Genomic DNA, 16,662 nt, shown 5'->3' on the forward strand with positions numbered 1-16,662 from the left:
GCGCCTTGCTGACGGACGTGGCGTTGACCAGCCCGTACCTGAACTACGGCAAATCGGTCCGCGTGGTGCTGCACGAGGAGCCCTGGGGCACGCACTACAAGCTGCGCGCCTACCCGTTCGACATGCGTGACCAGTTCGCCTTCGTCAGCGACCTGACCGTACGCGGCAAGCTCGCCATCGCCGACGCCGGCGCCGTGGAGGCGGTCGCGCTGACGCCGTCTCCGACAACCTGACCGAACGGCGTCGAGCACGGCTTCGAGGCTGACCATTCCGACCCGGACGCATTCGCTTCCAGGTCCACACGAAGGATCAACGCGTGCATTTTCTCGGAATCGATTGGGTCGGCGTGAATGCCGAGAACGGGCGAAAGCTCCTGCTCTCCCTGATCTTCATCGCGGTGATTGTCGGGGGCGGGATCGGCCTTCGGGCGCTCGTCGGGTTGGTCCTGAACCGCACTGACCATTCCACGCTCCAGACCAAGTTCTGGACGCGCCAGGGCATCAGCCTCCTCGCGGCGGTGCTGCTGGTCCTTGGCCTGCTCTCGATCTGGTTCAACGACCCCGCCCGCCTCGCAACCGCCTTCGGCCTGATGTCCGCCGGCCTCGCCTTCGCCCTTCAGCAGGTCGTCACCTCGGTCGCCGGCTACTTCGTGATCCTGCGCGGCTCGACCTTCACGGTGGGCGACCGCATCACCATGGGCGGCGTGCGCGGCGACGTGCTCCGCCTCGGCTTCATCCAGACCACGATCATGGAGATGGGCCAGCCGCCGGCGGTGCAGGGCAGCAGCCCGGCCATGTGGGTGCGCAGCCGCCAGTTCACCGGCCGCATCGTCACGGTAAGCAACGCGCAGATCTTCTCCGAGCCGGTGTTCAACTACACTCGCGACTTCCCGTTCATTTGGGAGGAGATGTCCATCCCGATCACCTACGAGGCCGACCGGGCGAAGGTCGAGGCGATCATGCTCGCTGCGGCGAAGCGGCATGCCCTGGACACGAACGCCATGACCGCCGAGGCCAAGACGAACTTGCAGGACCGCTTCGGGGTCGAGCCCATCGACCTGGAGCCGCGCGTGTTCTTCCGGATCACCGACAACTGGCTGGAGCTGACCGTCCGCTTCATCCTCGGCACCCACCAGATCCGAGGCGCCAAGGACGCGATGAGCCGCGAGATGCTGGTAGGCCTCGACGCCGCGGGCATCGGCATCGCGTCGGCCACCTACGACATCGTCGGGCTGCCGCCCGTCGAACTCGCCGGACGACGGCGCGCCGGGCGGACCCCTGCCGGGCAGGCTTCGGACGCTGCGGAATGAGACACGGCACCGTGGCCGCCAACGATACGTCGCGGTGCCCCCTGATCGTCTCACCCGGAAAAGCCACGCCCACCAAAACGTACCTCGGCCGACCAGCGTAGCCGCTATACGGAACCCACCACACGTGTTCTGCTTTTGTTCCTGCCTTCACGAAGGAGCGCCATGCAGGTCAGCGGCGTCACCATCGGCTTTCCCATGCCGATATCCCTTCTCGCTAAGCACGGTCCGTGCCGGCTTCCCAAGCCCGGCCGACGACTTCATCGTGGATGAGATCGACGTTCAACGCCTGCTGATCGTCTCCCCGCCACCTTCCTGGTCCGGGTCGCCGGCGACAGCATGATCCTCGCCCGCCTGTTCGACGGCGACCTCGCCATCGTCGACTGGTCGCTGACCCCGCGAAATGGCGACGTCGGGGTGGTCGAGATCGACGGGGAGCGCTCCTTCAAGGTCAGGAAGCACCAGGCGCCACGGATCGCACTCCACTTCGCCAACCGATTATCGCAAGCCTGGACACCGGGGCGAACGTCCCCGCCTGCCGTCAGGTCCCAGCCCAGGGGCGATGTCGCCGCCTGGCACACGCCTGAAGGTCATGGTCGGTCGCTGAGCCCGGAGCGGACGGTACCGCGCTGGCTGTTCTCACAGGCGCTCCCGGGAGATCTGCTTCATTGGGGCAAATTGCGAACGTTGCGGTCGATCATACGGTCCGCACACACACAGTCCTGCCAGATAGGCAAAGGGTCAGATGACAGCCTCAGGACAAAACAGAGAGAAAGCGTCCGTTTTCGGATCCATACCGTGATCGTATTCTGGAGGACGGCCGAAGCAGCGCCGCAGGTCAATCGACTGGCAGCATGGGCGGCGCATGGTTCTAAGCCGCTTGCTTCGCCTTAGGGTTCTTCATGAAGGAGAATCTGATCTTGCCGCACAGGCACTGGATGAACTCCCGGCTTCCTCGCCCAGGGCTCACCTCGATGGGACCACACGCATCGCATTCGAAGAGGCCGCACAGCCTTTGGAAGGCGTCCACGACGGCGAGGATCTCGTCTTTCTGAAGGTTAGCCCACTCGTTGTAATGAACGGACGGGTTGATCTGCCATTGCTCGAACTTCGCCAAGGCCACGGCCTCGTCGAACGCCTTCTCCCGCAGTTGGATGGATGCGACCCGATCGGCGTCCTTCCAACTGTCGGCGGAAAGCCGCGCCTCCCTGTATAAGGATTTGAGCTGACTGATCGCGGGATCGAGCAGGTCACCCAGGCCGTGGTGGCCGTCAACGCTGAATTCAACCCTGACGCGCAACGCTTGGCAGAACTCCGACGACAGGTGCTCAAGAGAGCGCCGCAGGAGAGACGCCGCACCCGGGATCTCGTCGTCGCCGGCGAGAGCCCGGATCTCAGCCCACACGTCGCCCTTCGCCCATATGGTTGGACCGTCGGCAACGGTCCATTTGCGGAAATGCACTGTATCCTTCGCGTCCACGAGCTTGGTCGTGCTCATGAACTTCAGCCACGCCTTGTCGTGGATCGTCAGCACGAACTGCGTCGCCGGGAACTCTGCACGGAGGAGCTTCGACACCTCGCGGCGGTGGCCGGCGTCGACCGACATCAGGACGTCGTCGAGCACCACGAAGGTGAAGCCGCCACCGAGGAGGTGCCGCATCAGCGCGAGGTACAGGCACAGCCCCATGCTGTCCTGGTGCCCTTCGCTGTGATAGGCGCCTGGCGGGAAGAAGCCGCGCCCGTAGAAATCAACGCCGAAGCCGAGCTTCCCGGACGACGGAGCCAGTTTGGCCTCGAAGGCCCCTTCGTCGTCAGCGTTTATGCGCCTGTAAAGGTTGGCGAAATCATTCTGCACGTTCGCGTAGACCGCCTCCAACGCAGCGTCCGACGTCGACTTGTAGACCTCTAACACCGTCCTTGCCCTGGTCGCCCGATCCTCGGCCGCCATCGCTGCCGCTCTCGCGGTCCGGAACATATCAAGCCTAGGCTGTGCGGTGATCAGATACTCCTGCGCCGCTTCCTTCTCCGAGGGTTCGGGCAGCGCTCCAATGAGCGCCTCCAGCTTTCCCAGCATCGAAATGATCGCCGGCGAAGGCGCCAGATCCAGAAGGATCCCAAGCGTCGCATCGAGGGGGAGGAGCGCCTTCAGCGCATCACCGGCGACCTTCAATGCCGTCCCATGGTTCGCGATGAACTTCAGTTCGGTCTCGTCGAGCAAATGCTTGGCATGCGGATAGATGGAGCGCGCGGAAGCAAGGTCGGCTTCGAGTGCGTCATACACCGGGGCGATCGCGCGTTCGGCTCTTTCCCGTAGCGTCTTGACCGATTGGAGCTTCGAGCGCTTCCCGCCGATGATGGCGCCGAACTCCTCCAAGGATTTCGGCGTGTCGCAGGCCGGGCAGACTTCCCCGTCGTAGAGCTCCAAGGCGGTCTTCAGGAAATCGTCGCCGACGACGGCGCTCAGCATCGTCTGGTCGACCTGCAAGGCGCAGATTGCCGCTTTCGCCTCGGCCACCAGCGAAGAGAATGGTTCCTCCGACCTCGACCGGAGGCTGACGACTGCAGCCGCGACATCGACCTTGGCGACGGCCTTGTTGACGCGCGAGGCCTGGTTGCTTTCCGGAGTTGGCAACCCCTCGCGGAGGGATGTTACCGAGGCGAGCGCTTGCAACGGTGCGAGACCGACTACGCAGCGGCGCCTGTTGGCCGCTTCGAGGATCTGTCGATCCGTCGCTCCGGCGATGTCCATCGCCCGGGCTAGGTTCGTACCTGCCGTGTCCAGCTCGGCGACCGCTCTCTTCCGAGTGACCTCCAGTGCGTTGGCAATTTTCTGCAGGCGCGTCCGCAGCGCCTCCAACTCGTCGAGCTTCAGGAGCGCCTGGACATCCTTGGCGCGTTGACCGGGCTCCGCGAGCACGAAACGAATGATCTCCCTTCGGGAAAGCGCGATCTCCGGATGTGCTTCCAACTGGCGGAACACCGCCCGCGCTTCGGCGCTGTCGGGGGTCAGCTTAAGCGACGAAGGCGCCTTCACGGTCCGGCGAGCAGTGACGGACTTGCACAGCGACGGGATCCAGACGACCGCCTCGACAAAGGCCTTGTCCGGGGCTTCCTGGCAATCGACGTGGGCCCCGTGTCCCTTCACCGAGAGATCGCCGCGCCCCTTCCCAGTCAGACGCGAGATCGTTCCGGCGAGCACGAACTCCAAAGCATCGACAACACCGCTCTTCCCGGTCCCGTTCGGTCCGCAGACCGCAAAGTTCTTCCGGTTGAGTGAGAGGGTCAGCTCCCTGATGCCCCGGAACTCGAAAATGGTGAGGGACTCAACCTTGATCATGGCTGCTGGGCATCGAACAGCGCACGATCGAGCGCCGCTTCGCTCAAGTCCCGGTCAACCATGAGCGTGACCTTGAGACGCTCGGCGATGTCGGCACAGTCGGCCGTGCCGGCAAGGGCATCGATGAACGTAGCAAATATCCGATCAACGAGGGAAAGGTCGCCCACCGAGCCGGCATCGCACTCATCAGGTTTCCGCACGGTCGTTTCCCTAATGTCGCGGAGCTTGGCTGCGCTCGGCGATAAAATCGCCGGTGTCGAAGCTCAGACCCGCTGGGCCGCGGCCTCTTTGCCTATTGAAGGTTACGGCCAACATTCCTGGGCCGTAACCGTCTTTCGCCCTTGGCCATCACGTCAAGCCTCGGAGAGGGACCTCCTCAAGGGGGCGACAGGGGGGAATGACCAAACTCCCCTATCGCGTGCTTCCAAACATCCCGTCTTCGTGTCCAAACTCCCCTGTCGGCTACAACAACACCGCCCGCATCCAGCTTAGCTGCAGCCAGTTGTTCCGCCGCAGGTGTCGCACTTCAGGCAGGTGCCGTTGCGGACCAGGGTGAAGTTTGCGCATTCGGGGCACGCTTCGCCGACATAGCCCTTCATCTTTGCTTCGGCACGGCGGTCAGAGACCGATCGCTCCGGCTTGGCGAAGGGGAGGGCGTCGACCAGCGCTTCGGCGCGTCCGGCCGCAACCGGCTCGGCTTTCAGCGCCGTCGCGCCGCGCAAAGCGTGGACTACGCCACCGGCCGGCGACGTCTGGCCGGTGGAGGCCGCACCGACGCCAACCGTTCCGCCGGCCGGTCCACCCTGGATCAAGGTGAGACGGTCGGCTGACCCGCGCAGGAGGCCGCGGGACACCACACTGGCTGCGGTGGTTTCCGTCCGGGCAGGATCGCGGGTGGTGTCGGTCTCGCCGCCGCCGATCACCGTGCCGCCGATCTCGGATGGGTTGACGTGGGCGAGGTCGGCGCGGCCGAGATAGGACACGGCCAACTCGCGGAACACGTAGTCGAGAAGCGAGGTCGCGTTCTTGATCGCGTCGTTGCCCTGCACGAAGCCCGCGGGTTCGAAGCGGGTGAAGGTGAAGGCCTCGACATACTCCTCCAGGGGCACGCCGTATTGGAGGCCCAGCGAGATCGCAATGGCGAAGTTGTTCATCAGGCTGCGGAAGGTGGCCCCCTCCTTGTGCATGTCGATGAAGATTTCGCCGAGGCGACCGTCATCGTACTCGCCGGTGCGGAGGTAGACCTTGTGCCCGCCCACGACCGCCTTCTGGGTGTAGCCCTTGCGCCGATGGGGCATCTTCTCCCGCGACCGGATGCGCTCGACGCGCTCGATCACCCGCTCGACAATCTTCTCCGCGACCTGCGCGGCCTTGGCGGCGGCCGGCGCTGCGGCCAGGGCCTCGATCATCTCGTCGGCATCGTCCTCCTCGTCGGCGATCAGGGCCGAGTTCAGAGGCTGCGACAGCTTCGAGCCGTCGCGGTAGAGGGCGTTAGCCTTCAGGGCTAGGGTCCAGGACAGCTTATAGGCGTTCTTGCAATCCTCGACGGTGGCGTCGTTGGGCATGTTGATGGTCTTGGAGATGGCCCCCGAGATGAAGGGCTGCGCCGCCGCCATCATGCGGATGTGGCTCTCAACCGAGAGATAACGCTTGCCGATGCGGCCGCACGGATTGGCGCAATCGAACACCTCGTAGTGCTCGGTCTTGAGGAAGGGGGCTCCCTCAAGGGTCATCGCACCGCAGATGTGGGTGTTGGCCGCCTCGATGTCTTTCTTCGAATAGCCGAGGAAGGGCAGAATCTCGAAGGTCGGGTCGGCCAGCTTCTCGGCCGGAACCTTCAGCACGTCCGTGAGGAAATCATCGCCCAGCGTCCAGCGATTGAACACGAACTTGATGTCGAAGGCCTGCTTCAGGCCAGCCTCGACGGCAGCGAGCTTGTCGTCGGTGAAGCCCTTGGCGCGGAGCGAGCCCGGATTGATCGCGGGGGCCTGGCCCATCGACCCGTGACCGACGGCGTAGGCCTCGATCTCGGCGATCTCCGCTTCGCGGTAGCCGAGGGTGCGTAGGGCATCGGGCACCGCACGGTTGATGATCTTGAAATAGCCGCCGCCCGCGAGCTTTTTGAACTTCACCAGGGCGAAGTCGGGCTCGATGCCGGTGGTGTCGCAATCCATCACGAGGCCGATCGTGCCGGTCGGCGCGATCACGGTCGCCTGCGCGTTGCGGTACCCGTGCTCTTCGCCTAGCGCCAGGGCGCGGTCCCAGGCATGCTTCGCCCGCTCGGCGATGTCGGCCTGGGGGACGTTGGTGAGGTCGAGAGGCACGGGGGCGATCGACAGGAACTCGTAGCCCTCCGCCTCGCCATGCGCCGCGCGGCGGTGGTTGCGGATCACCTTGAGCATGGCGTCCGCGTTCTCCTCGTAAGCCGGGAACGACCCGAGTTCACCGGCCATCTCCGCTGACGTCGCGTAGGCGACACCAGTCATGATGGCCGTGAGGGCGCCGGCCAGGGCACGACCTTTATCCGAGTCGTAGGGCAGGCCCATGCTCATCAGCAGGCCACCGATATTGGCGTAGCCGAGGCCCAGCGTCCGGTAGCGGAACGAGAGTTCGGCGATCTCCTTGGAGGGGAACTGCGCCATCATCACCGAGATTTCCAGCACCACCGTCCAAAGGCGGTTCAGATGCTCGAAGGCGGCGACGTCGAAGTGGTTCGCGGCTCGGTCATACATCGTCAGCAGGTTGGCGCTGGCGAGGTTACAGGCGGTGTCGTCGAGGAACATGTACTCGGAGCATGGGTTCGAAGCCCGGATCCGCCCGCCCGCCGGGCAGGTGTGCCAATCGTTCATCGTCGTGTTGAAGTGCAGGCCCGGATCAGCCGAAGCCCAGGCGGCCTCGCCGATTTTTTCCCACAACTCACGCGCCGGCAGCGTCTTCGTGGTCTTGCCGGTAGTGCGGGCCTTCAGCTCCCAAGGAGCATCGTTCTCCACGGCGCGCAGAAAATCGTCGGTCAGCGAGACCGAGTTGTTCGAATTCTGCCCGGCCACTGTGAGGTAGGCTTCGGAATCCCAGTCGGTGTCGTAGACGGGGAAGTCGATCTTGGTGAAACCCTGGCGGGCGAACTGGATCACCCGCTTGGTGTAGGAATCCGGCACCATGTCCTTGCGCGCGGCCTTCACGGCCTTTTTCAGGACAGGGTTACGCTCCAGGTCGAAGCAGGCGTCGCCCTCGGCCTCACACTGGGTGCAGGCCTTCATCACCGCAGTGAGGTGCTTGGAGACGATTTTGGAGCCTGTGACGAGGGCCGCAACCTTCTGCTCCTCCTTCACCTTCCAGTCGATGTACTGCTCGATATCCGGATGGTCGATGTCGACGATGACCATCTTGGCAGCGCGACGCGTCGTCCCGCCCGACTTGATGGCACCGGCCGCCCGGTCGCCGATCTTGAGGAAGGACATCAACCCGGAGGACTTGCCGCCGCCGCCGAGCTTCTCGTTCTCGCCGCGCAACATCGAGAAGTTCGAGCCGGTGCCTGAGCCGTACTTGAACAGGCGCGCCTCACGGACCCACAGGTCCATGATGCCACCCTCGTTGACGAGATCGTCCTGCACGCCCTGGATGAAGCAGGCATGCGGCTGCGGATGCTCGTAGGAAGAGGCCGACTTCGTCAACTCGCCCGTGCGGTAATCGACATAATAATGGCCCTGCGCCGGCCCATCGATGCCGTAGGCCCAGTGCAGGCCGGTGTTGAACCATTGCGGGGAATTCGGCGCCACCATCTGGCGCGCGAGCATGAAGCGCAGTTCGTCGAGGAATGCCGACGCATCCTCCTCGGAACTGAAGTAACCCCCCTTCCAACCCCAGTAGGTCCAGCACCCGGCGAGACGATCGAACACCTGCGTGGACGAGATCTCGGAAACGTAGCGCTCGGCTTCCGGCAGCTCGGCAAGGGCGTTCAGATCGGCCTCGGAACGCCACAGGAACGACGGCACGTCGTTTTCCTCGACCTTCCTGAGCGCCGCCGGCACACCGGCCTTGCGGAAGTACTTCTGCGCCAGGACGTCACTCGCCACCTGGGACCAGCTCTCCGGCACCTCGATGCCGTCCAAGCGGAAGACCGTCGAGCCGTCCGGATTGCGGATCTCGCTCAGCGTCTTGCGAAAGGGAATCGTCGCGTAGGGGGATTGTCCGGCCGTGGTGTGGCGCCGCTCGAACCGCATGTAACCTGTCTCCCGAGCCACGCATCGGAGCGCGGCACCGTGTCCAAGAAGGAAGATGGCAAGCGTCCGCGACCGCTCGCGAAGCGCTGAACTCAGCAACGAAAATTCGGTGATCCGCCGGTGACGCGACAGCCTCGGCGATGTTCCGAAGGTATCCCGCTGAGGGGGCTCACGTCAATAACTAGTGTGCCGACTGCGTGTTCCCGGCTAGATGTAGTAGGATAGACCTGAATCCTGTGGATATCCCGGGGGCCTTCGTAAGTGCCCTTTCGGCCTGAGAGATTCGCCTGCGAAAATTTTTCCACCCACAGGCTGTTGGATCGCCACCTTCGTCGAAGGGATGGTTAACGCCCGGGGTGTGGGATTTCCGCCGCACTCGTAGCCACCGACCCGGTCTCGGAGGGGGCCACGGCGACTGGACTTACGGGGGGCACCTCACCATAGTCCCGCCGACACTCGATGGCGGGGTTTCCACGCCCCAATCAGGCGAACGCAATGGCTCTCAAGGACACGCTCCTGCGGATTTTCACCTGGTGGAACGGGCAGACCATGTCGCTCGCGCTATACACGGCACGGCGCGGGCAGCGGGTCGGCTCCGACGATCACGGCAACGTCTATTATCGCGCGCAGGGAGCGCTCATTGATCGCTCCGTTGGAACCGAACGGCGCTGGGTCGTCTATAACGGCTACGCCGACGCCTCGAAGGTACCTCCCGGCTGGCGCAGCTGGCTCTGCCACAACGGCGATGTGCCACCGAGCGAGGAGACTTACACGCCACGCGAGTGGCAGAAGCCTCATGTTGAAAATCTCACGGGCACGAGCGGTGCCTATCGGCCCCGCGGTTCGCAGCTCAATGTCGGCCAGCGACCGGCGGCGACCGGCGATTACGTTCCGTGGAGCCCGGGCAACTGATCCCGAACGCCCGGCATTCGGGACGCCGCGGCCCTTTTTCCACCAATCTTCTCAGGCCTAACCTCGCCCTCGCACCGCCGCTCCGATGAGAGCGCAGCCGAGAGGGGGCGCCCGTGAGCCGCAGCACAGCAGGATCGTACCGCCCCGTGGTCAAGCGCCTTATCCTCGCGTCGATCGCGACGGGCCTGCTCGCCGTTCCGGCTTCCGCCGACAAGATCAAGAACCCGACTGCGGTGTTCTCCGGCCTCGACAAGATCACCGGGCGCATCGTCTCCTTCGAGGTGGCGGTAGACGAGACGGTGCAGTTCGGCGCCCTGCAACTGACGCCGCGCGTCTGCTACAGCCGGCCGCCAACGGAGAGCCCGAAGACCACGGGATTCCTCGAGGTCGACGAAGTGACGCTCGACAACAAGTACCGTCGCATCTTCACGGGCTGGATGTTCGCCTCGAGCCCAGGTCTCCATGCCATCGAACATCCGATCTACGATGTCTGGCTTGTCGATTGTAAGGGTGGCGCTGACGTGATCGCCGAGGCGCGGGAGCAGGAGGACGTGCCGGCCATGGCCTCCAAGCCGGAGAAGACCCGGCGTCCGAAGAGCGGGCAGGACGCGACCCGCACTGCCCAGCAGGTCAACCCGAACGGACAGGTGGATGTGGAAGCACCGCGCGGCGTGCCGGTGCAACCCAAACAGAAGCCCTCACGGAAGTTTTTCCCGTCGAACGAAGGCCCGGCGGCCGCTCCGCCGCCGCCGCAATCGCTGTTCGACGCCCTGTTCCGGTAAGACAGGCGCGGACGCAGCGCACTCAAGCGTCTCCGAGCGCGGCCAGGGCTTGCCGCCCGCCCACGGAACCGTCCCCTGGCCAGACGTTCCAATCCGCCGGCTGGAGGATCGCCTCGGCGAGCCGCCGCTTGTAGATATGGCGAGGCAACTCCTCGGCCCCGAACTGCGTCAGGTGATCGGTGACGAACTGGGTGTCGGCGAGGCGGTAACCGCCTGCGCGTAGGCGCGCCACGAGATGGACGAGCGCGACCTTCGAAGCATCGCGCACCGTATGGAACATGCTTTCCCCGAAGAATGCCGCCCCGAGGGAAACGCCGTAGAGGCCGCCAACCCGCTGGCCCTCAAGGAAGACCTCGACGGTGTGCGCATGCCCGGCTTCGAAAAGAGCCCCATAGAGTTCGCGAATCCGACCATTGATCCAGGTTCGCTCGGCGTCATCGCGCGGAGCTGCGCAACCGGCGATCACCGCATCGAAGTCTTGGTCGGTCCGAACCTCGAAGACGTCAGAGCGAACCGTCCGGGCAAGCCGCTTGGCGACATGAAAGCCGTCCAGGGGCAGAACACCCCGCGCGCGCGGCTCGACCCAGTAGACGGCCGGGTCGTCCGCATCCTCCGCCATCGGGAAGATCCCGGCCGCATAGGCCTTCAGCAGGATCTCGGGCGTGATCTCAACACGGTCGCCATCGTACATGCGACGATTTTGAAGCGGAGCCGCGCGGAAGGCCAGAGGCGACGCGTCGTGCGAGGGTCCAATTAGTGAAAAAGGGCGGCGCCTCGCGGCACCGCCCCGACCTCTTCAATGAACGTTCGCGCGTCTCAGTTGCTCGGACCGCCAGACGTCGTGCCGAGGTTTGGCACGATGCGGTTCGGCTGCTCGGCATTTCCGCCCTTCGCCGAATCATCGACGATCGCTTCGCGGTTCGACGTGTAGGGTGTCTCGACGACCGAACCGGTCACGTTCATGTCAACGCGGCCGTCGACATTGCGGTAGCCGCCGTACGTCGACGGGTTGTCGATCGGACCACGGGTGGTGCCGCCGGCCTGCGGAACGGCACGCTCCGGCTGGCCGACATTGCCGGACGGTGACTGGGCGAGGGCGGCGGTCGCGATAAGCGTTGCGGCGGCGAAGCCAAGGCTGAAAATGCGCATGGAAGTCTTTCGGTCGTTAGGAATATTCAGTCGCTGACATGGAGGATCACCACCGAGCGCCCTTGGCTCAAATCGCCTCCACTTGGCGGATGCGGGGTGAGAAGTCGTGGTCCGCCAATGCGTTCCAGAGATTGTTTCGCTGGCAACGTGTCGCAGGTTCATGCAATGGACGAATTCGATATCATTCCCATGCCCCGCAAAACCTGCCGAAATGGATCAGTTCGATGCGTTTTGCCGGGTCGATGCGAGCAACGAAGATCTCATCCGTGTCACTTGAAGGATGCTGACGCGCAACCTGATTGTGCGCAATCTCACACGGGATTCAGCAATCTCAGGCGGTTTGAAACCCAGCATGAAAAAACCGGCCCCGTGAGGAGCCGGCTTTCAGGATGGATCAGCCGCGGCGCGAGGGGCCAGGAAAGCCTCAGCGCGCTGGGCCACCTGAGGTACCGCCGGTGTTCGGAACGCTCCGATTGGTGTCGTTCGCGTTGCCGCCCTTCGCCGAGTCCACCGCACCAGCCCCGGGGCTCATGCCGCGCTCACCAACCGGTGCGGCGGAGCCGGTCGCCGGTGCCATGCCGCGCGTGGACGGATTGTCGATCGGACCCTTCGTCGTCCCTCCGGCTTGCGGCACGGTGCGCTCGGGCTGGCCGACATTGCCAGAGGGGGATTGCGCCAGGGCGGGACCAGCAAGCAGTAGACCGGCGATCAGAAAAGTATTCAAGCGCACAGGAAAACGTCCTTGTGATGAAGCTGGCACCTTCCGGGACGAGGCACCAGCGAAGCGGCTGGAAAAGAAACCAGCCGCCCACCCTCTCGTTCCGCTGATCTCCACCACCAGCGCTTCATGTGCTTGCCTGCCTACGGCTCATCGAGTCCCCCATCGGCCAGAAATCCCTCCAGCCAGTGGATGTCGTAATCTCCGTTCTGCACATCGAGGTTGCGAACGAGGGTCCGGAAGAGCGGCAAAGTCGTATCGACGCCGTCGACGACGAACTCATCCAGAGCCCGGCGCAGGCGCATCAGGCACTCGTTGCGCGTACGCCCGTGCACGATCAGCTTGCCGATCAGAGAATCGTAGTTGGGTGGAATCCGATAGCCCTGGAACACGGCCGAATCGACGCGAACCCCAAGGCCGCCGGGAGGATGAAAGTAGGTGATCAGACCGGGCGAGGGGCGGAAGGTCGCCGGATGCTCGGCATTGATCCGGCACTCGATGGCGTGACCTTCAACCTTGATCTCATCCTGCGTCACCGACAGAGGCAGGCCGGCCGCAACACGGATCTGTTCGTTCACGAGATCGATCCCGGTGATCATCTCGGTGACCGGATGCTCCACCTGGATGCGCGTGTTCATCTCAATGAAGTAAAATTGGCCATCCTCGTAAAGGAATTCCACCGTTCCAGCGCCGAGATACTTGAGTTCCTGCATCGCACGGGCGCAGATACCGCCGATCTCGGCTCGCATCTCAGCGTCGAGGACGGGCGACCCGCCTTCCTCCCAGACTTTCTGATGCCGTCGCTGCAGGGAGCAGTCGCGTTCGGCCAGATGCACCGCATGGCCGCGTCCATCCCCGAGCACCTGCACCTCGATATGGCGCGGTTTCTCGAGATACTTCTCCAGGTAGACCGCATCGTCACCGAAGGCCGCTTTGGCCTCGGTCCGGGCCATGCCGAGCGCCTGTTCGAGATCGGCTTCGGTCCGGGCGACCTTCATGCCGCGGCCGCCCCCACCGGAGGCCGCCTTGACCAGGACGGGATACCCGATCTCAGCCGCGATCCGCTTGGCTTCCTCGGGATCCTCGACGCCACCCTCCGAGCCGGGAACGCACGGAATACCGAGACGCTTCGCCGTGCGTTTCGCCTCGATCTTGTCGCCCATGATGCGGATATGCTCCGCCTTGGGACCGATGAAACCGATATTGTGGTGGGCCAGCACCTCGGCGAAGCGGGCGTTCTCGGAGAGGAAGCCGTATCCGGGATGGACCGCATCGGCCCCGGTGATCTCGCAGGCAGCGATGATCGACGGGATGTTGAGGTAGCTGTCGCGGGCTGCCGGTGGGCCGATGCAGACGCTTTCATCGGCCAGACGCACGTGCATCGCATCGGCATCGGCCGTGGAATGGACCGCCACGGTCGCGATTCCGAGTTCCTTGGCCGCGCGCAGGATCCGCAGGGCGATTTCGCCCCGGTTGGCGATCAGGATCTTTTCGAACATGGGTGCGGCCCGGCTCACTCGATGACGAGGAGAGGTTCGCCGAACTCGACGGGTTGCCCGTCCTCGACGAAGACGGCGGTGACGGTGCCCGAGCGGGGAGCGACGATCTCGTTGAAGGTCTTCATCGCCTCGATCAGGAGGAGCTTCTCGCCCGCCTCAACCTTGGACCCGACATCGACGAACAGCTTCGCTTCCGGCGATGGGCGGCGATAGGCGGTACCGACCATGGGGGAGGGCACGGCACCCGGATGCCCGGCTCCGGCCTTGCCGCGATCGACCCCGCCGCCCGGGCCCGGAGCGGGGACGGGAGCCGAGACGGCGGCCATCGCGGGCGCCGGCGCGGGCGCGGCCACCTGCACTTGGACCGCTTCGATGCGGCGGGCGACGCGGATGCGCAGATCGCCCTTTTCGACCTCGATCTCGCTGAGATCGGTCTCGTTGATGAGCTTGGCAAGCTCGCGGACGAGCTCCGGATCGAAAGGGTCGTTCTTGGACATCGGCTCGGTCGTCTTCAGGTCAGGCGCAGGGTGCGGCTAGGATCGACGGGAAATGTCGCCGCCAGACGGGACTCGCAAGGTGGCAACGGATCGGGGCGGGAGGCGCGTGGGCTCAGCAGTTCGCGTGGCCACACTGGCGCACGTCGGAAATGGTCTTGCGGATCGGCTCGACGCCAACCGCACCCGGGATGACCTCGTCCCCGATGATGAAGGCGGGGGTTCCCGAAAGGCCGAGCTTGTCGCCGAGCCCGACGTTCTCGGACAGGGCGGCCTTCACCTCCGGACCCTGCGCATCCTTGAGCAGGCGGCTGACGTCGAGACCCATCTCCTTGCCAACGGCCAGCGCGCGTTCGCCGTTCACCCGACCTTTGGATTCGAGGAGTTTGGTGTGGAATTCGAAGACCTTATCGCCCTTGAGCTGCTGCTTGGCCGCCAGTGCGATCTTGCTCGCTTCCAGCGACTCGGCACCGAGAACCGGAAAGTCCTTGAGGACGACGCGCAGCTTGGGGTCGCCCTTGATGAGAGCCTGGATGTCCGACAGCGCCTTGCGGCAATAGCCGCAATTGTAGTCGAAGAATTCGACCATCGTGACGTCGCCATTCGGGTTGCCCGCGACCACGCCATGGGGCGAATTGATCAGGGCCTCACGCGCCTCCTTGAGCGCGGCGGACTGAGCAAGCTTCTGCGTCTCCTGCTGCCGGCGCTCACCTTCCGCGATCGCCTCCTGCAGCACGTCCGGGTTCTTGACGAGGTAATCCTTGATGATGCCCTCGATCGCCTGGCGCTGAACGTCCGTGAACGCGGCAGCCGGAGCGGTTTGGCTCGTGGTGGTCTGCGCCGAGGCGACACCCAGGGTGCCGGCGAGAATCGTGGCGCAGAGCAGAGTACGGAAGAGGGGCATACGTCCTCGCGGGGCGGGACCGGTCAGACGTAGGCCGGCCATCAGGGGTCATCTCAATTAGACATGCGGTTAGCGGCCGGGTTAGGCGTTTTCGCGGCGGGCGGTCAATCGCCGAATGGCGGGTTTGTCCCCGGTCCCGCGCAGGGGCTATGACGGGGCGGATGACACAAGCTCCGATCCCCGCTCCGAAGTTCTCATCCCAGCGCGCAGCCCGCGTTGCACCCTTCCTGGCCATGGACGTGATGTCGGCCGCCGCAGCGCGCGAGGCACGCGGGGAGGGCGTCGTCCATATGGAGGTCGGCCAGCCCTCGGCACCGGCGCCCCGAGCCGTGATCGCGGCGGCGCAAGCCGCCCTTGCGACCGGCGCCTTGCCCTACACCCAGGCCCTGGGATTGCCGGCTCTGCGCGAGCGCATCGCGCGCCACTATACGGAGACCTATGGAGTCACGGTGTCACCAAGCCGCATCGTGGTGACCACCGGCTCGTCGGCGGGCTTCGTGCTGGCCTTCCTCGGGTTGTTCGATGCCGGCGCCCGCATCGCGGTGCCGCAGCCGGGCTATCCGGCCTATCGCAGCCTGCTGAACGCCCTTGACCTGGTCCCGGCGCCCCTGGTTCTGCAAGATGCCGACCGGTTCGCCCCGACCGGCTCCGCCCTGCGGGCGCTGCACGAACGCGAAGGATTGTCGGGCATCCTGGTGATGAGTCCGGCCAACCCATCCGGCACGGTGATCGAACCCGAACGCCTCGCTGACCTCTGCGCCACGGCCCGGACTCTGAACCTCCGATTCATCTCCGACGAGATCTATCATGGGCTCGCCTACGGCGTGCCGACGGAGACCGCCCTGCGCTACGATGACGAAGCGATCGTCATCAACTCGTTCTCGAAGACCTGGTGCATGACCGGATGGCGCATCGGCTGGATGGTGGTGCCGGACTGGCTCGCCCGTCCCGTCGAGCGGCTGGCGCAGAACCTCTACATCTCACCGCCGTACTTATCGCAGGTGGCTGCGCTCGCCGCCTTCGACGCTGCTGAGGAAGTCGAAACTGTGCGGGCGGGCTATGCCGCCAATCGAGCGCTGCTGCTCGACGCCTTCCCGGGTCTCGGACTCGGGCGGACACATCCGGCCGACGGCGCCTTCTATCTCTATGCCGATGTCTCGAACCTGACCGACGACTCGGTCGCCTTCTGCCGGCGCATGCTCGACGAAGCGGGGGTTGCGGCGACCCCGGGCTTGGATTTCGACGCACGGGATGGCGGCCATCACGTCCGCTTCTCTTTCGCCGGCTCGAACGCCGATTGCGTGGATGCGGTGCGACGCCTCAAGGCGTGGCTGCGCTGAA

13 protein-coding genes and 2 pseudogenes are annotated in these 16,662 nt (G+C 64.7%); 6 read left to right on the forward strand and 9 right to left on the reverse strand.

The annotated features are described in order from the left end of the window. The 3 genes and pseudogenes from J7U37_RS19435 to J7U37_RS19445 form a co-directional block, all read left to right on the forward strand. Nucleotides 1–233, forward strand: a pseudogene (locus J7U37_RS19435) (mechanosensitive ion channel protein MscS); the annotation flags it as partial. 83 nt (nucleotides 234–316) lie between these two features. Beyond that, nucleotides 317–1,309: a mechanosensitive ion channel domain-containing protein gene (locus tag J7U37_RS19440; protein ID WP_247636766.1), complete on the forward strand. Its 993-nt coding sequence runs from the start codon at nucleotides 317–319 to the stop codon at nucleotides 1,307–1,309. Between the two features lie 162 nt (nucleotides 1,310–1,471). Continuing rightward, nucleotides 1,472–1,801: pseudogene (locus J7U37_RS19445) on the forward strand (S24 family peptidase); the annotation flags it as partial. Nucleotides 1,802–2,177: 376 nt separating this feature from the next. On the opposite strand, the gene J7U37_RS19450 reads toward J7U37_RS19445, so the two are convergent. The 3 genes from J7U37_RS19450 to J7U37_RS19460 all read right to left on the reverse strand — a co-directional run bounded on the left by J7U37_RS19450 (nucleotide 2,178) and on the right by J7U37_RS19460 (nucleotide 8,863). Then, the gene (locus J7U37_RS19450; RefSeq protein WP_247636767.1) at nucleotides 2,178–4,643 is read right to left on the reverse strand and encodes an AAA family ATPase; all 2,466 of its coding nucleotides are present in this window, start codon (nucleotides 4,641–4,643) and stop codon (nucleotides 2,178–2,180) included. Then, entirely contained in the window at nucleotides 4,640–4,843 is a 204-nt protein-coding gene (locus J7U37_RS19455; protein ID WP_146180477.1) for a hypothetical protein, read from the reverse strand. Before J7U37_RS19455 ends, J7U37_RS19450 begins: the two co-directional genes overlap by 4 nt. A gap of 288 nt (nucleotides 4,844–5,131) precedes the next feature. Next, nucleotides 5,132–8,863, reverse strand: coding sequence for a vitamin B12-dependent ribonucleotide reductase (locus tag J7U37_RS19460; protein ID WP_247636768.1), 3,732 nt, complete (start codon nucleotides 8,861–8,863; stop codon nucleotides 5,132–5,134). Nucleotides 8,864–9,358: 495 nt separating this feature from the next. On the opposite strand from J7U37_RS19460, the gene J7U37_RS19465 reads away from it, so the two are divergent. Beyond that, nucleotides 9,359–9,775, forward strand: a complete 417-nt coding sequence (locus tag J7U37_RS19465; RefSeq protein WP_056184269.1) for an NADH:ubiquinone oxidoreductase subunit NDUFA12 — start codon at nucleotides 9,359–9,361, stop codon at nucleotides 9,773–9,775. A 146-nt stretch (nucleotides 9,776–9,921) separates the two neighbouring features. Continuing rightward, a complete protein-coding gene (locus J7U37_RS19470; RefSeq protein WP_247636769.1) occupies nucleotides 9,922–10,557 on the forward strand; it encodes a DUF2155 domain-containing protein in 636 nt (211 codons plus the stop codon). Nucleotides 10,558–10,579: 22 nt separating this feature from the next. On the opposite strand, the gene aat is transcribed toward J7U37_RS19470, so the two are convergent. From aat to J7U37_RS19500, 6 genes are all read right to left on the reverse strand, one after another. After that, nucleotides 10,580–11,248, reverse strand: coding sequence for a leucyl/phenylalanyl-tRNA--protein transferase (aat, locus tag J7U37_RS19475; RefSeq protein ID WP_247636770.1), 669 nt, complete (start codon nucleotides 11,246–11,248; stop codon nucleotides 10,580–10,582). A 125-nt stretch (nucleotides 11,249–11,373) separates the two neighbouring features. Next, nucleotides 11,374–11,706: a hypothetical protein gene (locus J7U37_RS19480; RefSeq protein WP_247636771.1), complete on the reverse strand. Its 333-nt coding sequence runs from the start codon at nucleotides 11,704–11,706 to the stop codon at nucleotides 11,374–11,376. Between the two features lie 424 nt (nucleotides 11,707–12,130). After that, a complete protein-coding gene (locus J7U37_RS19485; RefSeq protein WP_247636772.1) occupies nucleotides 12,131–12,430 on the reverse strand; it encodes a hypothetical protein in 300 nt (99 codons plus the stop codon). A gap of 137 nt (nucleotides 12,431–12,567) precedes the next feature. Then, a complete protein-coding gene (gene accC, locus J7U37_RS19490) occupies nucleotides 12,568–13,923 on the reverse strand; it encodes an acetyl-CoA carboxylase biotin carboxylase subunit (RefSeq protein ID WP_247636773.1) in 1,356 nt (451 codons plus the stop codon). A gap of 14 nt (nucleotides 13,924–13,937) precedes the next feature. Next, nucleotides 13,938–14,420 (reverse strand): acetyl-CoA carboxylase biotin carboxyl carrier protein, encoded by a 483-nt coding sequence (accB, locus tag J7U37_RS19495; protein WP_247636774.1) that lies wholly within the window; start codon nucleotides 14,418–14,420, stop codon nucleotides 13,938–13,940. Between the two features lie 112 nt (nucleotides 14,421–14,532). Continuing rightward, nucleotides 14,533–15,321 carry a DsbA family protein gene (locus tag J7U37_RS19500; RefSeq protein WP_247636775.1) on the reverse strand — a complete coding sequence of 263 codons (789 nt, stop codon included), beginning with the start codon at nucleotides 15,319–15,321 and terminating at the stop codon, nucleotides 14,533–14,535. Between the two features lie 161 nt (nucleotides 15,322–15,482). Here J7U37_RS19500 and J7U37_RS19505 point away from each other — a divergent pair, with 161 nt between their 5' ends. After that, nucleotides 15,483–16,661, forward strand: coding sequence for an aminotransferase class I/II-fold pyridoxal phosphate-dependent enzyme (locus J7U37_RS19505; protein ID WP_247636776.1), 1,179 nt, complete (start codon nucleotides 15,483–15,485; stop codon nucleotides 16,659–16,661). Nucleotide 16,662: the final 1 nt, after the last annotated feature.

Source organism: Methylobacterium sp. 37f (assembly GCF_023093475.1).
Classification (GTDB): domain Bacteria; phylum Pseudomonadota; class Alphaproteobacteria; order Rhizobiales; family Beijerinckiaceae; genus Methylobacterium.